The 17,612-nt window shown below is 57.7% G+C and carries 18 protein-coding genes and 1 tRNA gene; 10 read left to right on the top strand and 9 right to left on the bottom strand.

The genetic code is table 11. The features are described 5' to 3' along the window. Positions 1 to 92: 92 nt before the first annotated feature. The 5 genes from QZM72_RS35055 to QZM72_RS35035 all read right to left on the bottom strand — a co-directional run bounded on the left by QZM72_RS35055 (position 93) and on the right by QZM72_RS35035 (position 3,598). Complete coding sequence (locus QZM72_RS35055) at positions 93 to 620, bottom strand: hypothetical protein (protein WP_301740403.1); 528 nt, start codon at positions 618 to 620, stop codon at positions 93 to 95. Next, the gene (locus QZM72_RS35050; protein ID WP_160320772.1) at positions 613 to 1,587 is read right to left on the bottom strand and encodes a DUF1837 domain-containing protein; all 975 of its coding nucleotides are present in this window, start codon (positions 1,585 to 1,587) and stop codon (positions 613 to 615) included. The genes QZM72_RS35055 and QZM72_RS35050 overlap by 8 nt, the downstream gene beginning before the upstream one ends. A gap of 393 nt (positions 1,588 to 1,980) precedes the next feature. After that, complete coding sequence (locus tag QZM72_RS35045; protein WP_301740402.1) at positions 1,981 to 2,553, bottom strand: hypothetical protein; 573 nt, start codon at positions 2,551 to 2,553, stop codon at positions 1,981 to 1,983. 144 nt (positions 2,554 to 2,697) lie between these two features. Further along, positions 2,698 to 3,087, bottom strand: a complete 390-nt coding sequence (locus QZM72_RS35040; RefSeq protein ID WP_229656324.1) for an ImmA/IrrE family metallo-endopeptidase — start codon at positions 3,085 to 3,087, stop codon at positions 2,698 to 2,700. Positions 3,088 to 3,262: 175 nt separating this feature from the next. Continuing rightward, positions 3,263 to 3,598 (bottom strand): helix-turn-helix domain-containing protein, encoded by a 336-nt coding sequence (locus QZM72_RS35035; protein ID WP_011882873.1) that lies wholly within the window; start codon positions 3,596 to 3,598, stop codon positions 3,263 to 3,265. 154 nt (positions 3,599 to 3,752) lie between these two features. On the opposite strand from QZM72_RS35035, the gene QZM72_RS35030 reads away from it, so the two are divergent. Genes QZM72_RS35030 through QZM72_RS35750 form a run of 3 tightly spaced genes read left to right on the top strand, consistent with a single transcriptional unit; the run spans position 3,753 to position 6,253 of the window. Then, positions 3,753 to 4,505 (top strand): multiubiquitin domain-containing protein, encoded by a 753-nt coding sequence (locus tag QZM72_RS35030; RefSeq protein WP_301740401.1) that lies wholly within the window; start codon positions 3,753 to 3,755, stop codon positions 4,503 to 4,505. Beyond that, positions 4,502 to 5,908 (top strand): ThiF family adenylyltransferase, encoded by a 1,407-nt coding sequence (locus QZM72_RS35025; RefSeq protein ID WP_301740400.1) that lies wholly within the window; start codon positions 4,502 to 4,504, stop codon positions 5,906 to 5,908. The genes QZM72_RS35030 and QZM72_RS35025 overlap by 4 nt, the downstream gene beginning before the upstream one ends. Further along, complete coding sequence (locus QZM72_RS35750; protein ID WP_221624674.1) at positions 5,909 to 6,253, top strand: DUF6527 family protein; 345 nt, start codon at positions 5,909 to 5,911, stop codon at positions 6,251 to 6,253. It abuts the gene before it with no gap. A 249-nt stretch (positions 6,254 to 6,502) separates the two neighbouring features. Here the strand turns inward: QZM72_RS35750 and QZM72_RS35020 are convergent, their stop codons facing one another. From QZM72_RS35020 to QZM72_RS35010, 3 genes are all read right to left on the bottom strand, one after another. Then, complete coding sequence (locus tag QZM72_RS35020; protein ID WP_080361573.1) at positions 6,503 to 6,703, bottom strand: BPSL0761 family protein; 201 nt, start codon at positions 6,701 to 6,703, stop codon at positions 6,503 to 6,505. Beyond that, positions 6,687 to 7,022 carry a hypothetical protein gene (locus QZM72_RS35015; RefSeq protein ID WP_236658726.1) on the bottom strand — a complete coding sequence of 112 codons (336 nt, stop codon included), beginning with the start codon at positions 7,020 to 7,022 and terminating at the stop codon, positions 6,687 to 6,689. The genes QZM72_RS35020 and QZM72_RS35015 overlap by 17 nt, the downstream gene beginning before the upstream one ends. A gap of 341 nt (positions 7,023 to 7,363) precedes the next feature. Then, positions 7,364 to 7,903, bottom strand: a complete 540-nt coding sequence (locus QZM72_RS35010; RefSeq protein ID WP_301740399.1) for a DUF6471 domain-containing protein — start codon at positions 7,901 to 7,903, stop codon at positions 7,364 to 7,366. A gap of 154 nt (positions 7,904 to 8,057) precedes the next feature. On the opposite strand from QZM72_RS35010, the gene QZM72_RS35005 reads away from it, so the two are divergent. The 6 genes from QZM72_RS35005 to QZM72_RS34980 all read left to right on the top strand — a co-directional run bounded on the left by QZM72_RS35005 (position 8,058) and on the right by QZM72_RS34980 (position 16,140). Next, a complete protein-coding gene (locus QZM72_RS35005; protein ID WP_301740398.1) occupies positions 8,058 to 8,576 on the top strand; it encodes an HAD domain-containing protein in 519 nt (172 codons plus the stop codon). A gap of 8 nt (positions 8,577 to 8,584) precedes the next feature. Continuing rightward, on the top strand, positions 8,585 to 9,172 hold the full coding sequence (locus QZM72_RS35000) for an HAD domain-containing protein (protein ID WP_301740397.1): 588 nt from the start codon (positions 8,585 to 8,587) through the stop codon (positions 9,170 to 9,172). A gap of 778 nt (positions 9,173 to 9,950) precedes the next feature. Further along, positions 9,951 to 10,697 carry a hypothetical protein gene (locus QZM72_RS34995; protein ID WP_301740396.1) on the top strand — a complete coding sequence of 249 codons (747 nt, stop codon included), beginning with the start codon at positions 9,951 to 9,953 and terminating at the stop codon, positions 10,695 to 10,697. After that, positions 10,694 to 13,627, top strand: a complete 2,934-nt coding sequence (locus QZM72_RS34990) for a DDE-type integrase/transposase/recombinase (RefSeq protein WP_301740395.1) — start codon at positions 10,694 to 10,696, stop codon at positions 13,625 to 13,627. The genes QZM72_RS34995 and QZM72_RS34990 overlap by 4 nt, the downstream gene beginning before the upstream one ends. 18 nt (positions 13,628 to 13,645) lie before the next feature. Further along, entirely contained in the window at positions 13,646 to 14,692 is a 1,047-nt protein-coding gene (locus QZM72_RS34985; protein ID WP_301740394.1) for an ATP-binding protein, read from the top strand. Beyond that, the gene (locus QZM72_RS34980) at positions 14,689 to 16,140 is read left to right on the top strand and encodes a TniQ family protein (RefSeq protein ID WP_301740393.1); all 1,452 of its coding nucleotides are present in this window, start codon (positions 14,689 to 14,691) and stop codon (positions 16,138 to 16,140) included. The genes QZM72_RS34985 and QZM72_RS34980 overlap by 4 nt, the downstream gene beginning before the upstream one ends. Before the next feature lie 90 nt (positions 16,141 to 16,230). On the opposite strand, the gene QZM72_RS34975 is transcribed toward QZM72_RS34980, so the two are convergent. Then, a tRNA-Arg gene (locus QZM72_RS34975) sits at positions 16,231 to 16,306 on the bottom strand. 251 nt (positions 16,307 to 16,557) lie between these two features. Here QZM72_RS34975 and QZM72_RS34970 point away from each other — a divergent pair. After that, positions 16,558 to 17,445 (top strand): cytochrome c5 family protein, encoded by an 888-nt coding sequence (locus tag QZM72_RS34970; RefSeq protein WP_301740392.1) that lies wholly within the window; start codon positions 16,558 to 16,560, stop codon positions 17,443 to 17,445. The last annotated feature ends 167 nt before the right edge of the window (positions 17,446 to 17,612 follow it).

The following is a 17,612-nucleotide window of genomic DNA, read 5'->3' as shown; positions in this document are numbered from 1 at the left end:
GTGCGGTCCGCATTCGACTGGAAATCAGCAATGAATCAGTTTGCTATCCTGTTCGGAGAGCGATTTATGCAGGCGCGTGGGTAACACGTTGTTCAACCGCCTCGCCCACAAAAATGCGGACAGGTTCCTGCGGAAGTCGGCGCCCTAACACTGACGTGCTGCCGTTGCTGCAATTCATTCCAGACATTGCGCTGAAAGTCGGTGAACAATTCCGGTTTTCCCGACACAAGCACCGTATTACCTTCTCGTCTCGCCAGTTCCGACAGTGCCAGTTGCCAAGGCAGTTGGCACCCCGCCCCAACTTCCGATGCGATGAATTCCCCCGCCGGAAAATTTCCGACGCTCGCCATAATATGACGACACACGATGCGCTCTTCATCGGTGATAGGCGCTGTCGCGAGGCAGTACGCAATATTCTGCGCCAGCATGAAGTGAGAATCACGGCTGCTCTGAGCGAAGATTAGGGCTGAACGAAGGAGCTTCGTGGCCAGCGCCGGACTGAGTCGGCGAGTCCCGTTCAATAACGAGCTCAGACTGTCTCGCTGCAGAACATCATATGCCGCACCAAACTCTCTGCTTGACGAGACCGCGTCTGCCAATTTTGTTCTGAAGTCAGCCACCCAGCACCTCGTCGAACTTGTCGCGAAATTCCTGTACATTCGGCATAGGCAAAATAAACAGGTCGACTGTGTCAAGTTCCACGCCAGCCTGTGCAAGATGTTTCTTTGCGAGGCGCAGTGCCGGCGACAGTTTGCTGTTGTAATCGTCTAGGAACGCCCTCTCCGCTTCAGCAGCTGTAAGCTTGTCCAACGTCGCATATCCTTTGGACGTATATGCAAGCAAGATGGCAAACCTTTCTTGACGGCGCGTGCCCTCTTCCGTAGCGAATGGATGGAGATAGCGTATAAGTTCCTCCTTATACTCGTCCGGAAAACCATCGAGGTCGACGTGGTCAGTCGTCAACAGAAGCTCATGCGTCTTCCTGCCCTCGACATCCGCGACGAAAGAGCCGACTGACTCAGCTGCGGCCCTGAGTGCTCCGTGAATTGACGCATGGACCTTAGATTCGCCAAATATGACAACAAGCTGGTTGCTTTCGCTGTCCCACTTTGCGTGAACACCATCAGCTCCATGCACTGGCATCTGCGTGTTTGTCTTCAACCTCATCTTCGATAGAATGATGGGCGCCCCAAGGAAGTGCTCGATGAACGCGAACAGCAATAGCTCCCCGCCTTCGCCAGAGTCCCTCTTTCCCGCCGTGGCTTTGATGAACAGTCGCCGCGCTTTGTCTACTAACATTTGCGTCTCGAAGGTTTCCAACCCTCCTGCTCTATCCTTCGCCAACGCCCTCGCCCGCTCTTGCTTTGTGGTGCAAAAAGCTGGAATCTCTAGTTTCAAGGCCTCAATGAGTGCATCTATCGCTGGCTTTCCACGCTCAAACGCTGGATACAGGAAATACGCCGAGACAGACGGCTCTAACGTACCGCCCGTCGATATCTGGCGTATTCGATTCACGACAATGTGCTTGCCGATGAGAGGTTTGAAGTATTTCTCGATGCTCGAATTCACTGCGTTGTTGGCTTCCACGTTGAAGGCACGGACAACTGGTCGGTCGAAGTATCGGCCATTAGCAACTTGCACGCGATGCATGCTACCAACACCATTATCGGTCAGAGGGCGTGCTGACGGCTAGGTCCAACGATGATTCGCTGCGCGTTGACGCTTCGCAATCGACATCGCACTTCCAAGACAAAAACTATATTGCTTAACGTGTCTACGGCCCATCCCGCAGAAAATTGAGGGCGCCCTGTCAATTCTGACAGTGGGGATGGTTACGGCGGGAATTTTGCAACGAACTTTTTGGCCTGAACTTCTGCTTCTGGCTGCTCGGCATGATGCAGAGTAAGCATTCCCTTATCGTTAAGAAATTCCCCTCCTGCCGCCACCAGAAATTTCCCAAGCTATAATCTTGACCCGGCGTCAAGGACGCTCTACATGGCCCCGGATAAATGCTCGATACTTTTCCACCGTGTCTATCTGAATTTTGAACGTCTCTGCCAGGCCGTCGGGTCCTTTTCGAAAAGAGTTGCGCCCAAACCCGTCGTATCCAATTGCTCTGCTTGCCCCGTCGGCAAGCAAATTACACCAGCACCTAACAAAGTTAGTCAACTCATCGAGCTGGTCTCGCTGGAGACAACGCATAGTCAATTGGCCGTGGAAAACCTTGTTTCGAACGTCCAATGCATCTACAAGGATGGGGCGAAGTACATCGTATTTTTGCCCCACCATTTTTTCGATTGAGACTGCGGAAAGCTCATTAATGCCTCGCTCGAAACCTTCGAAGTACGCTTTCCTACTCGCGCCCAACGCTTGCCTGAGCTCTTCCACACTTTCAGGACCGAAAGCGCGAGCCTGATAGACGAGATATGTGAAGAGTTTCCGCATTTGCCGCTCCATCTTGACGATGGACAGCGAAAATGCATCTACCCCGCTGGTTGCGAGTTGGCTCTTTACCACCAAGTCTACGACTGCGAATTCATTGACAAAGCTCATGGCAGCCCCTTTTTCTGGCCGTCGCCGACGCCCGCCGGAGATGGTGCCACTCCTTACTCATACCGCCGGCGATTGCAAACGCTTTGAGTGCCAACCGAGGCGGCCACGCAAACACGTCACGCCGCTTTCGCTAGGGCTCCCTCGTCACCGAAATTGCCGGTTCACGCCGGTCATCGAGACGCGATAGGTGTACATCCTTTTACTCACTCCGTACTCCGCGGTGACCTCTTCGTCGGACAGCCCTTGGCGCCGGATATGAACGAGAGCGTCGCGGGGAAGCAGAAGCACGCCCGCCAGCCAGTCCGCCTCCTCCTCCTGCTCCTTGTCGTAAGCTCTCAGCAGCATCAGCCCTTCGGCGGAGATGCTCATCTCTTCCGGCTCATGGTTACGAATGCGATGAGCAAGCTCGTGCATCAGGTCGCTCGCTTGCCGTGCCGGCGAGTGCGATGAATTCAAAATGACCAGCGTTTTTTCACCGACGATAAGCGTCACCGCGGACCAGCAGCTCGGCGTGCCGTCATTGCGCAGGAGCACCGCCCTAGCCTCCGGCGGCAATCCGGGTACGTCATCGGGCGTCCAAACGCGTATTCCAAGATGAGCGGCTAATTGCCGAGCGCTCAAGGGCGCGGTCGAAGGCAAGTCAAGCTCGCGGCGAGTGTCGGCCGAAAACCGCTCGCACCAGGCTTTGTATCCACGCTGCACAGTATGCTCAGACCTCTTCCTTCAGAAGCGCCTCCTGAGCGAGCACAATCATCTCGCTCAACGCCTTGGCACTCTCCGGGCGTATCGCCACTTCTTTTTTGAAATGAACCTGAGCTCGCGGCGCCGATGAGGATGCCTGCACCAAGCCAAGGAAGGTTGCAGGGTCCTCACCCAGCCACGCACAAATCTTCCCAAAGGTTTCCAGGTCAGGGACCTTTTTATTCTCAACCCTGGAAAGGGTGGCTGGGCTGATGCCGACTTCCTTGGCCGCCTCTCGGATACCACGACCATCTCTGCGACGCAGGATGTGCTGGGCTAGCACTTCCATCTTCACGTGTTCCATTTTTCTCCTGTCTTATATGTGCAACAAATACCGTTTGACTTGAGAAACGCGCCATGCCAGACTGTCTCACATGTAAGACGGAGTCTGGCACCGGGCCGGCCGAACGTCAACATCGCCCCTCGGCGCCTGTCAATCCGACGCAACGGAGTTTGAAATGTCTGCAAACGAGCAACGCATTGAAGAAACCATCATCGTCGGAGCGGTTGGCCGCGACGGCGAAGGAATTGTCGAAATTATCGACGTCGAAATTTTCGTCCGGGAGAAGAAGCCGATTCCCCACGGCCATAAGTATCGGATTCGCATCGACAAGGAATACTACGTCGTCGACGTCTCGCACATGACCGGCGAGCAGATTCTGGGGCTCGCCGGCAAGTCGAGCGCCGGCTACCTTCTGTCGGAAAAGGTTCACGGGCAGATGCGTCCGGTTGCACCGGGGCAAACGGTCGATTTCACCGCCCACGGTGTGGAGCGCTTTGCGACCATCCCGAAAGAGGTACAAGAGGGAGAAGGTCCGATTCGCGTGGACTTCACGGTGATGGAGGAAGACGCCGAGTTCCTGAACGGTAAGGGCTACACGTGGGAAGCCGTTGCGTCGGACGTCAAGCGCATCGTGGTACGCGGTTTCGAACCGCCGCAGGGCTTCACGCCGACGAAAGTCGATATGTTCGTCATTTTGCCCCAAGGCTATCCGGATACGCAGATTGACATGGTGTACTTCTACCCGCCGCTCACGCGGAATGATGGCAAGCCAATCCGCTCCTTGGTGACGAACGAATTCGAGGGGAAAACGTGGCAGGGTTGGTCACGGCACCGCACGGCAAACAGTCCGTGGCGCCAGGGCATCGATAATGTTGGTACGCACCTGATGCTGGTCGACGATTTCCTGCGTGCGGAGTTGTCGAAATGACGACAAATAACCGGCTCTCGGTGCTGGCCATGTCTGGCAAGCACCGCACGCAGCTGCGCCGACACCTCTTTCCCGGCGACGGGAAGGAGGCCGTCGCCATCGCACTGTGCGGCCAGGCGTTGGGCGCGCGACGCAGCCAGCTACTTTTACATGACGTTGTAGAGGTCCCGTACGAGGCTTGCCGCATACGCGAACCGGACGCTGTAGCCTGGTCCGTCGAAACGGTGCTTCCTGCGTTGAATCAAGCGATGAAGAAGAACCTGACGGTGGTCAAGTTCCACAGCCACCCGAGCGGCTATCCGGAGTTCTCGCGGTACGACGACGAATCCGACCGGGCGTTTTTCTCAGCGGTCGACAATATCCTCGACAAGGTCGACACGCGTGCGAGCGTCGTGATGCTTCCTGATGGGCGACTATTCGGTCGCCATGTCCAGAACGGCATTCTCGGCGAGCCCATCGACCTGTTTCGTATTGCCGGAGACGATTTCGAGTTCTACCACCTCGACGAACAACGCTGCCTGGAGTCGGAGCCGCCCGAGCACGCGCTGCGCCTTATCCAGACATTCGGCGAGGGAACGTATCGCACATTGCGGCAGCTGCGCATCGGTGTGGCTGGTGCATCCGGCACTGGCAGCATCATCCTTGAGCAACTCGCGCGCAACTGCGTGGGTGAGCTGGTGCCGGTCGACCCGGACCATCTCGAGCGAAAGAATCTCAATCGCGTCCTGAACGCGCGTGGCGCAGATGCAGATAAAAAGCGCCTGAAAGTCGAGCGGGCTCAGGAAGCAATCCTGGAGATGGACCTCGGCACCAAGGTATGTCCGCTGCCCAACGACATCATCGACCGCGAAACAATTCTTGCACTCGGCGAATGCGACGTTTTGTTCGGGTGCCTGGATTCCGTGGATGGCCGACATATCCTCAACAAAATCGCGTCACATTTCCTGATTCCGCTTATCGATATCGGAGTCCGGATTGATGCGGATGGTAAGGGTAACGTCGACCACGTGACTGGTGCTGTTCACACGGTGCAGCCAGGCGGCTCAAGTCTCATGAGTCGAGGTGTTTATTCTCAGGCAGACCTGAACGCGGCCTTCATGAAAAAGCACGAGCCGGAGCGATATAAAGAAATGCGGAAGGCGGGTTACGTAAAAGGCATGGATGTCGACCGCCCAGCGGTCATCTCGCTCAACATGTTAGTCGCAGCGTACGCTGTCAACGAACTGCTGGCCAGGTTAATGCCTTACCGTGTGGAACCTAACGCACAGTTCGCGCAGTGGCGCATCAGCCTGTCCGACCCGCTCGCGACAAACTATCGAGACGATGGCGAGATGTGTCCAGCGTTCGCAAAACGCATGGGCTTCGGCACAAAAGAGCCGCTCCTCGGAATCATGGACCTGTAGATGATGCCCCAGATACTCTCACGGTTATGGAATCGTGCCCTTGCCTGCTTTGACGGCCTGCTCGGTCGATACACGGTCGTCGTCGTAGACGACCTGCCCGACTCCCTTCAGGCACATAAGCTGTACGCAGTCGGGGAAAGCGGGCAATACTGGCTTGCAGCCCTCCGATGCCCCTGCGGATGTGGCGACACCATCCAGCTCCCGATGATTGCGGGGCAGCGACCAAAGTGGACCATGACGCAGAAAGGGGCTCGCCGTCCGAGTCTTTCGCCCTCGGTAGACCGCACGATAGGCTGTCGCTCCCATTTCTGGCTGAAGCACGGTGTGATTCATTGGTGCAAGTGACAGCAACGAGCGCCGCGCACCAAGTTGCGTTGAGGCTGTTGCCCATTCTCGATGACACGCTACCGCAGCCAGAGAGATGGGACACTAGCGACTGCCGCTAGGTGGCGTCGGCGCTGACCTTTCAATTTGCGCGCAGACTCTCGCTCGAGGCACGGTACATCTTGGTCCCATCGTCACCGCATCGAGCAAGCACATCCTCGATTCTCCAGGCGAGTTGCATCCGGGGTCAGCCGCGTCGCCGGCACTTCGTCAATGTTGAGGAACGGCCCAGACTCCTGGCAATGCAGCGGCCGCAAGCTCAAGGTCGATGTCGAGCGGGTAATGCCGAAGCAACCGTGCCGCAACCAACCGAATACGGGCGCGGGTGACATCGTCATCGGAAGATGCAAGCAGCCGCAAGAATTCGCGCGTCTCGATGACCGACTTTGTTCGCTCATATGCGGTCGTCATCAGCTTTGCCTGCAAGCAGTTGCTTCGTCACATCCGAGAACGACTTTACATCGTTAATAGCACACCAATGCTGCCAAACATAGTCGGCGTTGGTCGAGTGTCCTGGAAGGCCTACCAGCTGATAGACCCGGCCTGACCGCGTGCGGCCCCGCAACATTTTGTAGTCGAATGCCACGATTGCAGAACTGACGCGGCCACTAAAATCTCGCTCGTCCGCTCCGACGAAGTGCCTGGTCCCGGCATCGATTTCCAGAACTCGCCACCTGGCGATAGAAACCTCGGGCTGGGACATTACTGACGCGATGTTCCACAAGGCCATAGCGGCCTCCTTCATCTGAAGTCCGAGCAGCCTTCTGCACAGCTGGTGCAAGCGCATGGATTTCCAGTTTGCGACCGACCCCAAGCCAGAGAACTTCCTAGGCCTTGCAGACGAGCGTGCTGCGTCGAACACGAAAGTCGCATCTCGGAGGCGTGGCGACAAAACGTGCTCTCAATCCAACGAACGTGGGCTGCATCCCGGCGGAGCCGTCGATGTGACTGCTCGCGGCACCGCTCCGTATTTTTTCTTATGCGGGCGCAATAGCGTGAGTTTCCTCACACAGCACTCAGTCTAGGTCGCAGGCCGGAATATGCAAGAAAAAATAGCTTCCAAGCCCACCGTTACGATTGTAGTGAGTTCGCCAATGCGACGCGATGAAGCTCGGAAGTGTCCAGAAAGCGGTAGATGCTCTCAAAGCGGCACACAGTCGCGCATTGAAGAAACAATGTTGTCGCGAACGAGCCGCTCTCGATTTGGGCTTGCAGCGATTCGGACGGAAGGCTAACACCGATTTCCTGCAGGCGATTCGATAACATCTGCCAGTTGAGCCAAGGTTGGCCCGTCATCTCTGCAGCGAATACTGTGGATGACCGGGCCTGCCATGTCTCAGTTGAGGACAGAGCATCCGCCCACAAATATGGGCAGTCCGTGCGCGAGCCGGCGATGAGCTGCAAAAAGAAGGCGAACCGGAACGTCCCCCTCGAAACCTTCGCCTCGATAGCGTGTGCTGACTCCGTGACGCCAAGCTTCGCGAGTTCGCCGGCTAGTTCCGTGTAGCTCATATCTTGTCGCGCGAGCACCACCCGGGCTGCGCGAGACGCGAGCTTGGCCCAACCGTTTTCCGCGCCGGAGGCAAGTTTGACTTGAAATTGCACTGACATGCACTATTTTCTGTGTGAGGAAGCACACACGACTCTTTCAAGAAAAGTAAAAGAATCGCCCCCAAAGAGTCCCGTCATTATCGCCCGCCTCTACGAGTTTGGACCGCTTCTCTAGGATATGTCCAACCCCGGCGGCTACCGGAACCACCCGACCATGGCTCAAGTCATGTACCTCGGCATCGAGGGCGTCTTATTTGCGCACCGTCCCGCCAACATTAGACCGCGGTGCTGCCAGCATCAACCGCCGCGCGTCACCCCGCTGCCCCTACTGCCGGCAATTTCTCGTCTCCTTGCCGGCCTACCAAACGTATGTGTCGTCATCAATTCACGATGGGTTTGCGACGTTGGCTATCGAAACCTCCTGAGTCTGCTCCCCGACGAAATTGCACGCACGACCATCGGCGCGACGATGCCTGGCAATCGCTCGCACAGGCGCAGCACTACTGCGTCTCGCATCGACATCCTGCGCGCCGACATACGCCGACGATGTCCGTCTCGTCTCGCCATAGTTGACGCATCACCGTATGCAGTTCCGTACGAGTACCTGGCTCAAGCGGTGCACGTGACGAAGGCGATGGGCACGAGAGAGATAGCCGAGATTGTCGACCGCATCGTGCAGTTGCTGGATGCCGGCGTTTCCGCAATCGATGAGGATTCCGATTTTCTTGCATAGAGGCATGTATGCTCATCTATCTGAACTTCGATGGTGTTCTTCACCCGAACCATCTCCAGTATCGATATCGCCACTCCCCGGAGTTGCTGTGCCCAAGCCATACGGCCTTCGAGTATGCGCCCGCGCTTGAGAATGCATTTGAAGACTGTCCAGATGCCACCGTCGTGCTCAACACATGGTGGACCTACTATCTCACCGTGGAAGCTTGTCTCCAACTCTTACCCGCATCCATTCGGCCACGGGTAGTAGGCACCACACTCGTGGGTGGAATTCGTGAAGAACCACTGCCCAATCGGGTACGCGAAGCGGAAAGACACATCGGTATGCCGACAAACGAGCTTTTAGTCCTCGACAACAGCTCCGCCCGATACGGTGAGAGCCTGCTCGCTCAACTGCTGTTGGTCAATGAGGAAACGGGCTTATCGTGCCCCTCGGCAATGAGAGCGCTCAAGAAACGCTTGCACTCCCAATGGAGTCGAGTCGCATCTCACAAAATAGACCAGCGGCCGGTGCCGATTCCATCAATTCAAAATGGGAGGGAAATCCCTGTTCGTCAATGGACGGAGCCCCCACCAGCCGACCATCGAGAAGCGTGAAATTGTCTATATATATTTAGAAAATCGCAATTGTCGACTAAAGTGACAGAGCATTTTCGAATGATATTCTCGCGTCAAACCGGTATACAAGGAGAAGTTGCAGTTTTAGAATTTAGCATCTCTTCAACCCTAGGAGGCGCGTCACCGGAAGCTTAAACCTACCCCACCGAACCGGCCAACTTGGGCTTAGCGACCCCGCTTTTTCGTCCCCAGAAACGAGAAAGGGTCGCTAAGCCCAAGCGAACTTGAACCGCGACCCTGGTGGCTCCTCAAAAGAGAAAACCACGACTGGCAGTCAAATTTTCTCACGGGAGCTATCGGGCGTCAAAGACTTTGCTCGTCCTAAACGAGCGCGGAGCCTTTCTCAAATGCGCCAAAGTTTCAGTGACAATCACCCACCGTCTCGCGTTTCTCAGCACATTGTTCCGCATTGGTCGCCCCAAACCGAGCGGATTATCAAAATAAAAACGCGACCCCATCTTATTACCGCTAATTCCGCCAGTTTCCTCGCCTCTCGGCCCCCGCCATTCGGCCCGCTCGGCACCCCACCTTCTCCTCTCATCGCTCCCGGCAAAGCCAACCATAGCGGCCGACTCTGGGCAGCGATGCTCGCGACCGGACTGTCATAGACCCGGTCGGAAGTAGCTGTCGCCGTTAAGGCATTTTCGCTGTCAGCACGGCGAAAAGTGTCATCTCGTCCGTGTGTGTCGCAGGCACGCAGTTAACTGGGCCGCGACGCGGACGCGAGTCGACTCGACGTTCATTCGCGGAGAACAACATGCGCATTAAAACGTGCAGGTCATCGTTCACCCGCCAGCTTGATGATTTCGCCTGGCGGCTGGCATCCTTCAGCGGGCTTGCGTCGCAATCTCGGATTGCTACCGAGCGCACATCACGCACACCAGGCATGCCTCGCGTGCCAGCGCCCGGTCCGAGCCCGGACGAAAAGAAGAATCGGCAAGACCCGCAATGTCCCCGCAGTATTGCGCGATTGTGCCGCAGCGCAGCCCTGACGCCATCGGAACATCCGGGTGTATTCGAGCGCGCTTCGAAAACTCCGCAACAGGTCAAGGAATTGCATGGAACCCCGAGTGCCCCATTGGTTCTTGTGAAGCCCCATGGCTTCGACAAGATTCTCGAAGTGACGTTGTCGCCACCGGGTAGCTTGCACGAGGCGACTGTCCGTGCGCCGACTTTCATGTCGATGGGAATCACGATACTGACCAAGAGCGGAACGTTCCGCGTTGCCTCTAGCCGCGCCGCGTTCGTGGAATGGCGGGCATACCTCAACGACGGCCCTCAGGACAGAATAACGCTCGAGGCCAACAGGTGGCTGGCTTCAGCCTCTATGAAGAATCGGCGGCCGGGGCCACCTGACGATGCCGGTCTGCTGACAAGCCTCTACACCTCACACGACCAGTGGGAACGGGTTTGCGTGACGATTCGCATCTTCAAGACCGACGGAGGGCGTCGTCGACTGTCGCATATCCGCAATTGGTCGCCCTCCGCAGGGAGCGGAAAATGACCATCGAGCTTCCGGTCAAACTTCCGCCGCTCTCGACTTGGCAACGGACCGAGGCGCTCTGGCTCGAAAGCCGCCCTGGCGGCTTAGCAAAACCGTTCTCGGATGAAGAACTCCTCGCCGTTATGGACGAGTGGGGCACCCCGGAGGAGGGACGGAAATACATCATCCGAGCCCGAACGGAATCGCCTTCACGACGTGTTGGAGGGCGCACACGCAACGTCGTCACACGTTATACACCGCTCAAACTGGATGACCGCGTTGCCACGGAAAGCAGAAGCGTCGAATTTGCAGCATTGTTCCGCTACGACCTGGACGGTACGACACGCGAACATTACTGCCAGCCACCGCAAGTAGGCATCCCAACGAAAATCCGGCGAACGTCTCGGCGCGGCAAGGTCACCGAATACACACATACGGTGCCGTACACACCGGACATTTTTCGCATGACTCCAAACGGCCCCTTCGTGGAAGAGTGGAAAAACGAGGAGAAGCTGGTTGCGCTTGCGAAGAAGTATCCGTTTCGTTTTTTCAAATCGGAAGACGACGCAACGTGGCACTGTCCAGAGCGAGAAGAATATTTCAAGGCGCTTGGTATCACGTTTTGTCTGCGCTCCTCGGCCGAGCATAATCAGCGATTCATTGATAATCTCGGTTATCTGCGCGCGTATCTCGACAACCAGATGTCGACGTTGACGGAGGATGCCTGGTCAGCAATCGACCGCATCGTCAGCAAGCGCGGAGCGATGAGCATGGCCGCCCTTTTCGCCTTTGCATTTGACGACCGAACGCCGTGGAACGAGCCGCTTGTGCTGCCGACACCGCCGGGTAGATTTCGCGTCGATGATGTCCTACAAGCAATCGCAGATAAGCGTCTGTTCGTCGACCTGGACTATGACGACCTTTCGGACCCTGCGTCCGTCGTCATTTGTTCAAGCTTGGAGCAACTCGACGCTGTGAAATGGCGTCGACCTCCACCTCATACGGTATCCACACACTTCGTGATGACAGTCGACGTCGGCACCGAGTTTATGTTTCGCGGAAAGCCGGATGTTTACATCGTAACGGCAATGCCTTCCGGCAAGGTCCTCTATCGAGACTCCGAGTCTCGCGTGTTCGAAGAGATGCCTGAATTGCGGTTCCAGCAGTTGCTGCAGGACGATATCCACCTGCTGTCGACACCGAAGTCGACGGAAGAACTACTTGCTCAATGCGAGTACATCACCGACGAGCAGATTCAGACAGCCCGGCGACGTTTCCAGCTGGTCAAGCAACTGGAGCACACCGCCATACCGCATCCCTACAGCGCCCGCACAATTCAGCGGTGGCAGCAGAAAATTCGTAGCGCCGGCGAATCTCGGCCGCTTCAAATGCTAGCGCTCATCCCGCGACGCCCGGGCGGAAGGGGGCCACAAATCCTTGACGAAGTGCTTGCGCTAATTCGCGAGGTTGCGCTCGGCGCGAACAACCCAACGAATCCATCGGGAAGCCACTCATACAATGCCTTCGTTCGCCTCTGCCGTGAGCGAAGTGTCGAGCCATGCTCGACCAACACTTTCTATCAGCGGTCAGCAGTCTTTCGTGACGTTCGCTCACGCGAAGGCGACCGTAGGGCTTACAACAAGGAGCCGGCCGTTTGGTATCTGCGCCGCGGGGACAAGATACATGGAGGCCGTCCGTTCCATCGAGTCCATATCGACCACACAAAGCTCGACATCATCATCAAGGTTCGCGGCCACGGCGACCGAATTTACAGGCTGAGACCGTGGCTCACCATCGTGATTGACGCCGAAACGCGCGCGGTCCTGGCTTTCTATCTTTCGGCGCATCCGCCGAGCACCGTCAGCTGCATGATGGCAATGCGAGCCATGGTTGCCATGCACAAGCGCGTTCCCGATTTCCTGGTTTGCGACAACGGGAAGGAGTTTCACTCGAACGCCTTCGACAACTTTTGCGACCTGAACGACATTACGGTCGAGTTTCGTCCGGCACATGAGTCTCGCTTCGGCAGCGTCATAGAACGCCTCTTCGGCACGACCAACCAGTTGCTGATTCATCAGTTGGTAGGTAATACCAAGGCCATGCAGCACGTCAGAACGCTGACACGGTCCGTTGACCCTATGCGAGCAGACCACCTCACGTTCGTCGAACTCCATGGGCTTCTCGACTACTTTTTCTTCGTCGAGTACAACCGCGAAAGGCGGCACCCGGCGCATGACCACACACCGAATGAATACATGAATAACCGCATCATGGTGACCGGGCGTCGGTTGACACGTTTGAGGCCCTATGACGAGCGCTTCATGCTGCAGACGTTGATACCGGCCAGCCGCGGCGGCGTTCGGGAAGTCGACAACCAGATGGGTATCAAGGTCGGGCGCATCTGGTACTGGGCAGATGAATTCGCGGGTCGTCGTTACAAGAACAAGAAGGTCAAAGTGCGCGTAGACATGTGGAACGTATGCGTCGCGTATGCATGCGTCGATGGCCACTGGGTCAAATGCGTCTCAAGACTCCTTATGCAGTACCGGCAATTAACTCAGATTGAACTCAGGTACGCCCTGTATGAAGTGCGGTTGCGCCTGCGCGCGGCGCCCGAGCATAGCTTCGAGAGTGTGCTGCGCGGGGTGCTCGCCGAGCATAATGTCCCTCCGGCAGCAGACGTGACCGGTGCAACGCGACTCATCTACGGCAAGCCCCACCTGACAGAAATCGAACGCGCAGAGGAAGTTGCTGAAGATTCAGGCACTGCCCACGTCGACGCCTCGTCGGAAAACAGCGCGTCGGCACCGCACGATGAAGAGCGTGTTGACGAAGCGCTGGAGACGAATTATCGGCGTCGGGCTAACGACGCGCCACGTCCGAACCCACCTCGCACTTTCGGTCGCTTCAAAATCGACTACACCCATCTACCTGTAAGGAATCCTATTTAATTGGACTGGAGGTCGACCATGATTACGCGCGAACAGGCCATCACCGGCTCGCCCGAGGACAAGGCCGCATACATGAAGGCAACCTGCGTTCCGCACCGAAATCTCGATGCGGTGATGCATGAAGTGCGCAGCCGCATGACTGCAGGTGCCGGTCTTTCCATCACGCTGGTCGTGGGCCCGCCTGGAGTGGGGAAGACGACCTTTGGCCGCAAGCAGTTGCAAAGCCTCTTGTCCAGGTATCCGATACAGCTTCAGGAGAAGCGCCACATCATTCCGGCCGTGATGAGCGAGGTCGATGCCGCTGACAGAGGCGAATTCAATTTCAACCTTCTCTACAACCGCCTCTGTGCAGACCTGATGGCGCCCAGCTCTTTGGATGGACCCGTGTTGCTCGAGAATGTCAGCGAGCCCGCCGACCCCGTTCGAAATAGCCGGATGATGTTTGAACGGGCGCTTAGGCGCCGCGAGGTAAAGCACCTGATACTCGACGAGGCGGTGCATTTCACCAACTCTCTGACGGACCCACTGCAGTACGGAAATTTGCTGAAGTCATTGTCGAATCGGTCTGGGTTCAACCTGCTTCTACTCGGGGCATACGGATGCGAACAGCTCGTGCTCGCGTCGGCGCAGTTAGCGCGGCGCATCGGCGTTGTTCACTATCCCAGATACTTCCAGACTGACGAAGATTTCACCGAATACTGCACCTTCGTAAAGTCATTGCTTGCCCACCTTCCGTATGGGTTTGATATCGAGAACCGGCTCGAGTACCTCTTCGCCGGCACATTCGGATTGCCTGGAGCCACAGTTGATGTGCTAACGGGCGCTGCGGGCCGATGCTGCGAAAGTAAAAGGAAAGTATGGAGCGATGCGTGCCTCCTGAAGAGCATGCCGTCGAAAGAAGCTCAGCGGAAGATTGCTCGAGACACGATGGTGGGCGAGGCGGAGGTCCAACCGTTCCTCCAGATGGAACGTGAACACGACTACGCCACCGAGCAGGATATTCGGAACGTATTGCTGCTCGAGGAGCAGACGCGACGCAAAATCAACGGGAGGATGCACGGATGACAGCGTTGACGAGTCCTGCATGCAGACCCGGCGGCTGGCCGGAAGATGCGCCGCCACGGTCGGCATTGTTTTCGCTGAACCCTGAGGGCCACAGCGGTGACGACCTGGAAGACCTCGCCAGCTACTTCCGACGTCTGAGCGAGGACCATTGCATGCTTCCGTGGACGTTAGCCTTTCGCTCGGTCGTGCCGTTAATTGGGTCAGGGTCGACAGGATGGCGCGCGAAGATGGCGTGCTACTGCTACGGGCTGGCGACTTCTGGAGTGACGGAGTTGGCCGACAGTTGGGCCAAAGCGCTCAACCATTCGACGGGCCGCAACGACCTCCAACTCCACACCCTCGTTCCTTTGAAGGCGGTTGTCCCACCGACCAAGCTGTTGTCGCCAATCGAACGGTTCTGTCCGATTTGCTACGCGCACGATGAAAGTTCAGAGCGGCCAAAATATAACCGTTTGCTATGGGCGGTTGATTGCGTCGCCGCTTGCCCGCTGCACTGTGTCCAGCTTCAAGCAGTTGATAAATCGAATCGCAACAACGACAACCCCTTCTGGCTCCACAGACAAGGAAAGCGCGCCAGTGCGAGCAGTTTCTGGCTGCCCGGAATCTCAAGAGTCAACGGACGCAGTCTAGCGAGCGACGTTGGAAAGCCAGCGAGGGAGGAGGACGTTCAGTTCGCACGGCTCGTCGCCGATTTAGTCGACGACCTGCATCATCACCCACATGAATTTCACGACGTCGGTGCGCCGACGAACTTCCTCCGTTATGCAACCGAGGTGCTCTTCGCTGGCAACCTCTCCCATTTCGCCCGGCATCTCGGCGTAAGCAAAGGAGCGCTTCACGGGTGGACATCGGGAAAAACGCGCCCGAGCCTCCCGCGTCTGGCGCTCATTGCTTTCTGCTGTGGCGCCGCTATCTCGGACGTGATTCTCGGGAACAAGGTGATGCTGTTCAAACGCCCGGCTCCGGCTCGGCCGACTCAGCTTTGCGTCCGCAAACGGAAGGGGGCTCGCCGACCGCGGAATGAACTTCGGCAGGAGTTTGAGCAGATAGTCGAATCAGGGCGAGCGTCTTCCGCGCGCGAGGCCGCAGACCTATTGGACGTCTCGACCAAATTTCTGCGTTCGCTCTCGCCCACGCTGAACCAGCAACTCGTGGATGCCGGGCAGGAGCGTGTGCGCCGCACCGCAAGGGAATTGGAAGATTTGAAGTTCGACGAGTTTCGGAAATCGTTCGACGCTATTGTCGCGAAACGGGAAAAGCCCGTAAGACGGCGAATACAGCAGGACGTTTTCGACAGGACCGGTTTGAGCTTCCGGTACAAGCAAGCCGGCATCTTCCTTGAGCGAGTGCGTTGCCTTGCAGGCGTCGATGCAAGCAGCGGAGCAGGCGGCCGTAAGAGCGGAGGCGGTCGCAGACGACGACAGGAAAATCGCCCAGCTATGGACTGATATCTATGGAAAAACAACCAATTCGTGTCGAAAACGACATTAATTGATTAACTCCACATCGGGAAAATCGACGCCTGGAATCAGGCTAGTTGGCGCGCCCGGCTGGGATCGAACCAGCAACCCCTGCCTTCGGAGGGCAGTACTCTATCCATTGAGCTACGGGCGCGTGAGACAGTGAAACGACCCCATATACAGGCCGCCCACGATTGGCAAGACGGCAAGGATACCCGGTTTCCCAAGACGCGTCCACCTTGCCCGCCGAATCGCCGCCGGACGGCCCTGCGTGCGGGTAAACACGCGCCATCGCGCCGCTCGCCGTGATGTAAACGTTCCGTCTATAATCGTCCGTGCTTCATTGGACTGCCATTTTGCCGTTGCACCGCGCTCACAATTCCTATTCACGGAGACGAGGCAAGCATGAGCGAAGCACCCCACGAATCTCCCGTCAAAACCCCCGGGCAGCTGATTGCCGTCATCATCGCGTCGTTCGCGATCCCGATCGTCCTGATCGTCCTGTTCGCCAATTACGCCAACCATGCGTTCCGTTCCGGCGCCGGCACCGACGCGCTGTCCGACGAGCAGGTCGCCGCCCGTATCGCGCCGATCGCGAAGGTCGACGTGAAGGACGCCAACGCGCCCCGCACGTACAAGACCGGCGAGGAAGTCTACAAGGCCGTCTGCGTGACCTGCCACGGCACCGGCGCCGCCGGCGCGCCGAAGTTCGGCAACAAGGACGACTGGGCGCCGCGCATCTCGCAAGGCTTCGACACGCTGCTGAAGACGGCCCTCGCAGGCAAGGGCGCGATGCCGCCGCGCGGCGGCACGAGCCCCGACGACGTCAGCGACTATGAAATCGCCCGCGCGATCGTCTACATGGCGAACAACGACGGCGCGAACTTCCCCGAACCGGCCGCACCGGCCGCCAACGCGGCGCAGCCCGCCAGCGGTGCACCCGCGTCGGGCGCCGACGCGTCGAACGCGCAAGCCGCCGCGGCCATGGCCGCGATCGCCGCGATCCCGAAGGCCGGCGAAAAGCCCGCGGCCGCCCCGGCCAGCGCCGATGCGGCAACGGCCGGCAAGGCGCTGTACGCGTCGACCTGCCAGGCCTGCCACGCGGCCGGCGTGCTCGGCGCACCGAAGTTCGGCAGCAAGGAAGACTGGGCGCCGCGCCTGAAGGATTCGATGGATACGGTCTACAACTACGCGCTGCACGGCAAGGGCGCGATGCCGCCGAAGGGCGGGTCGAACGCGTCGGATGCCGACGTGAAGGCGGCCGTCGACTACATGGTCAACGCGGCGAAGTAACGCGTCCGCACGGCCCTCCGTAAAAAACCCCCGCGACGCACTAATGCCGTTCAGTTAAGGTTCTTTTTAAGGACACGGACGGCATAGCGTTTTGGCACAGCCTTCACGGCCCGCTCGAATTTTCGAGCGGGCCGTTCTTCTTTGAGTAGCGCGACCAGACGTAGTCG

It is taken from the genome of Burkholderia sp. AU45388 (genome assembly GCF_030481585.1).
GTDB lineage: Bacteria > Pseudomonadota > Gammaproteobacteria > Burkholderiales > Burkholderiaceae > Burkholderia > Burkholderia sola.
This window is presented reverse-complemented; position numbering and strand designations above follow the sequence as displayed.

Bases quoted from the DNA above. Each gene is read 5' to 3' on its own strand.
- QZM72_RS35045 (WP_301740402.1), bottom strand. From the start codon at position 2,553: ATGAGCTTTGTCAATGAATTCGCAGTCGTAGACTTGGTGGTAAAGAGC.
- QZM72_RS35035 (WP_011882873.1), bottom strand. From the start codon at position 3,598: ATGGAACACGTGAAGATGGAAGTGCTAGCCCAGCACATCCTGCGTCGC.
- QZM72_RS35030 (WP_301740401.1), top strand. From the start codon at position 3,753: ATGTCTGCAAACGAGCAACGCATTGAAGAAACCATCATCGTCGGAGCG.
- QZM72_RS35025 (WP_301740400.1), top strand. From the start codon at position 4,502: ATGACGACAAATAACCGGCTCTCGGTGCTGGCCATGTCTGGCAAGCAC.
- QZM72_RS35750 (WP_221624674.1), top strand. From the start codon at position 5,909: ATGATGCCCCAGATACTCTCACGGTTATGGAATCGTGCCCTTGCCTGC.
- QZM72_RS35020 (WP_080361573.1), bottom strand. From the start codon at position 6,703: ATGACGACCGCATATGAGCGAACAAAGTCGGTCATCGAGACGCGCGAA.
- QZM72_RS35015 (WP_236658726.1), bottom strand. From the start codon at position 7,022: ATGGCCTTGTGGAACATCGCGTCAGTAATGTCCCAGCCCGAGGTTTCT.
- QZM72_RS35010 (WP_301740399.1), bottom strand. From the start codon at position 7,903: ATGTCAGTGCAATTTCAAGTCAAACTTGCCTCCGGCGCGGAAAACGGT.
- QZM72_RS35005 (WP_301740398.1), top strand. From the start codon at position 8,058: ATGGCTCAAGTCATGTACCTCGGCATCGAGGGCGTCTTATTTGCGCAC.
- QZM72_RS35000 (WP_301740397.1), top strand. From the start codon at position 8,585: ATGCTCATCTATCTGAACTTCGATGGTGTTCTTCACCCGAACCATCTC.
- QZM72_RS34995 (WP_301740396.1), top strand. From the start codon at position 9,951: ATGCGCATTAAAACGTGCAGGTCATCGTTCACCCGCCAGCTTGATGAT.
- QZM72_RS34990 (WP_301740395.1), top strand. From the start codon at position 10,694: ATGACCATCGAGCTTCCGGTCAAACTTCCGCCGCTCTCGACTTGGCAA.
- QZM72_RS34985 (WP_301740394.1), top strand. From the start codon at position 13,646: ATGATTACGCGCGAACAGGCCATCACCGGCTCGCCCGAGGACAAGGCC.
- QZM72_RS34980 (WP_301740393.1), top strand. From the start codon at position 14,689: ATGACAGCGTTGACGAGTCCTGCATGCAGACCCGGCGGCTGGCCGGAA.
- QZM72_RS34970 (WP_301740392.1), top strand. From the start codon at position 16,558: ATGAGCGAAGCACCCCACGAATCTCCCGTCAAAACCCCCGGGCAGCTG.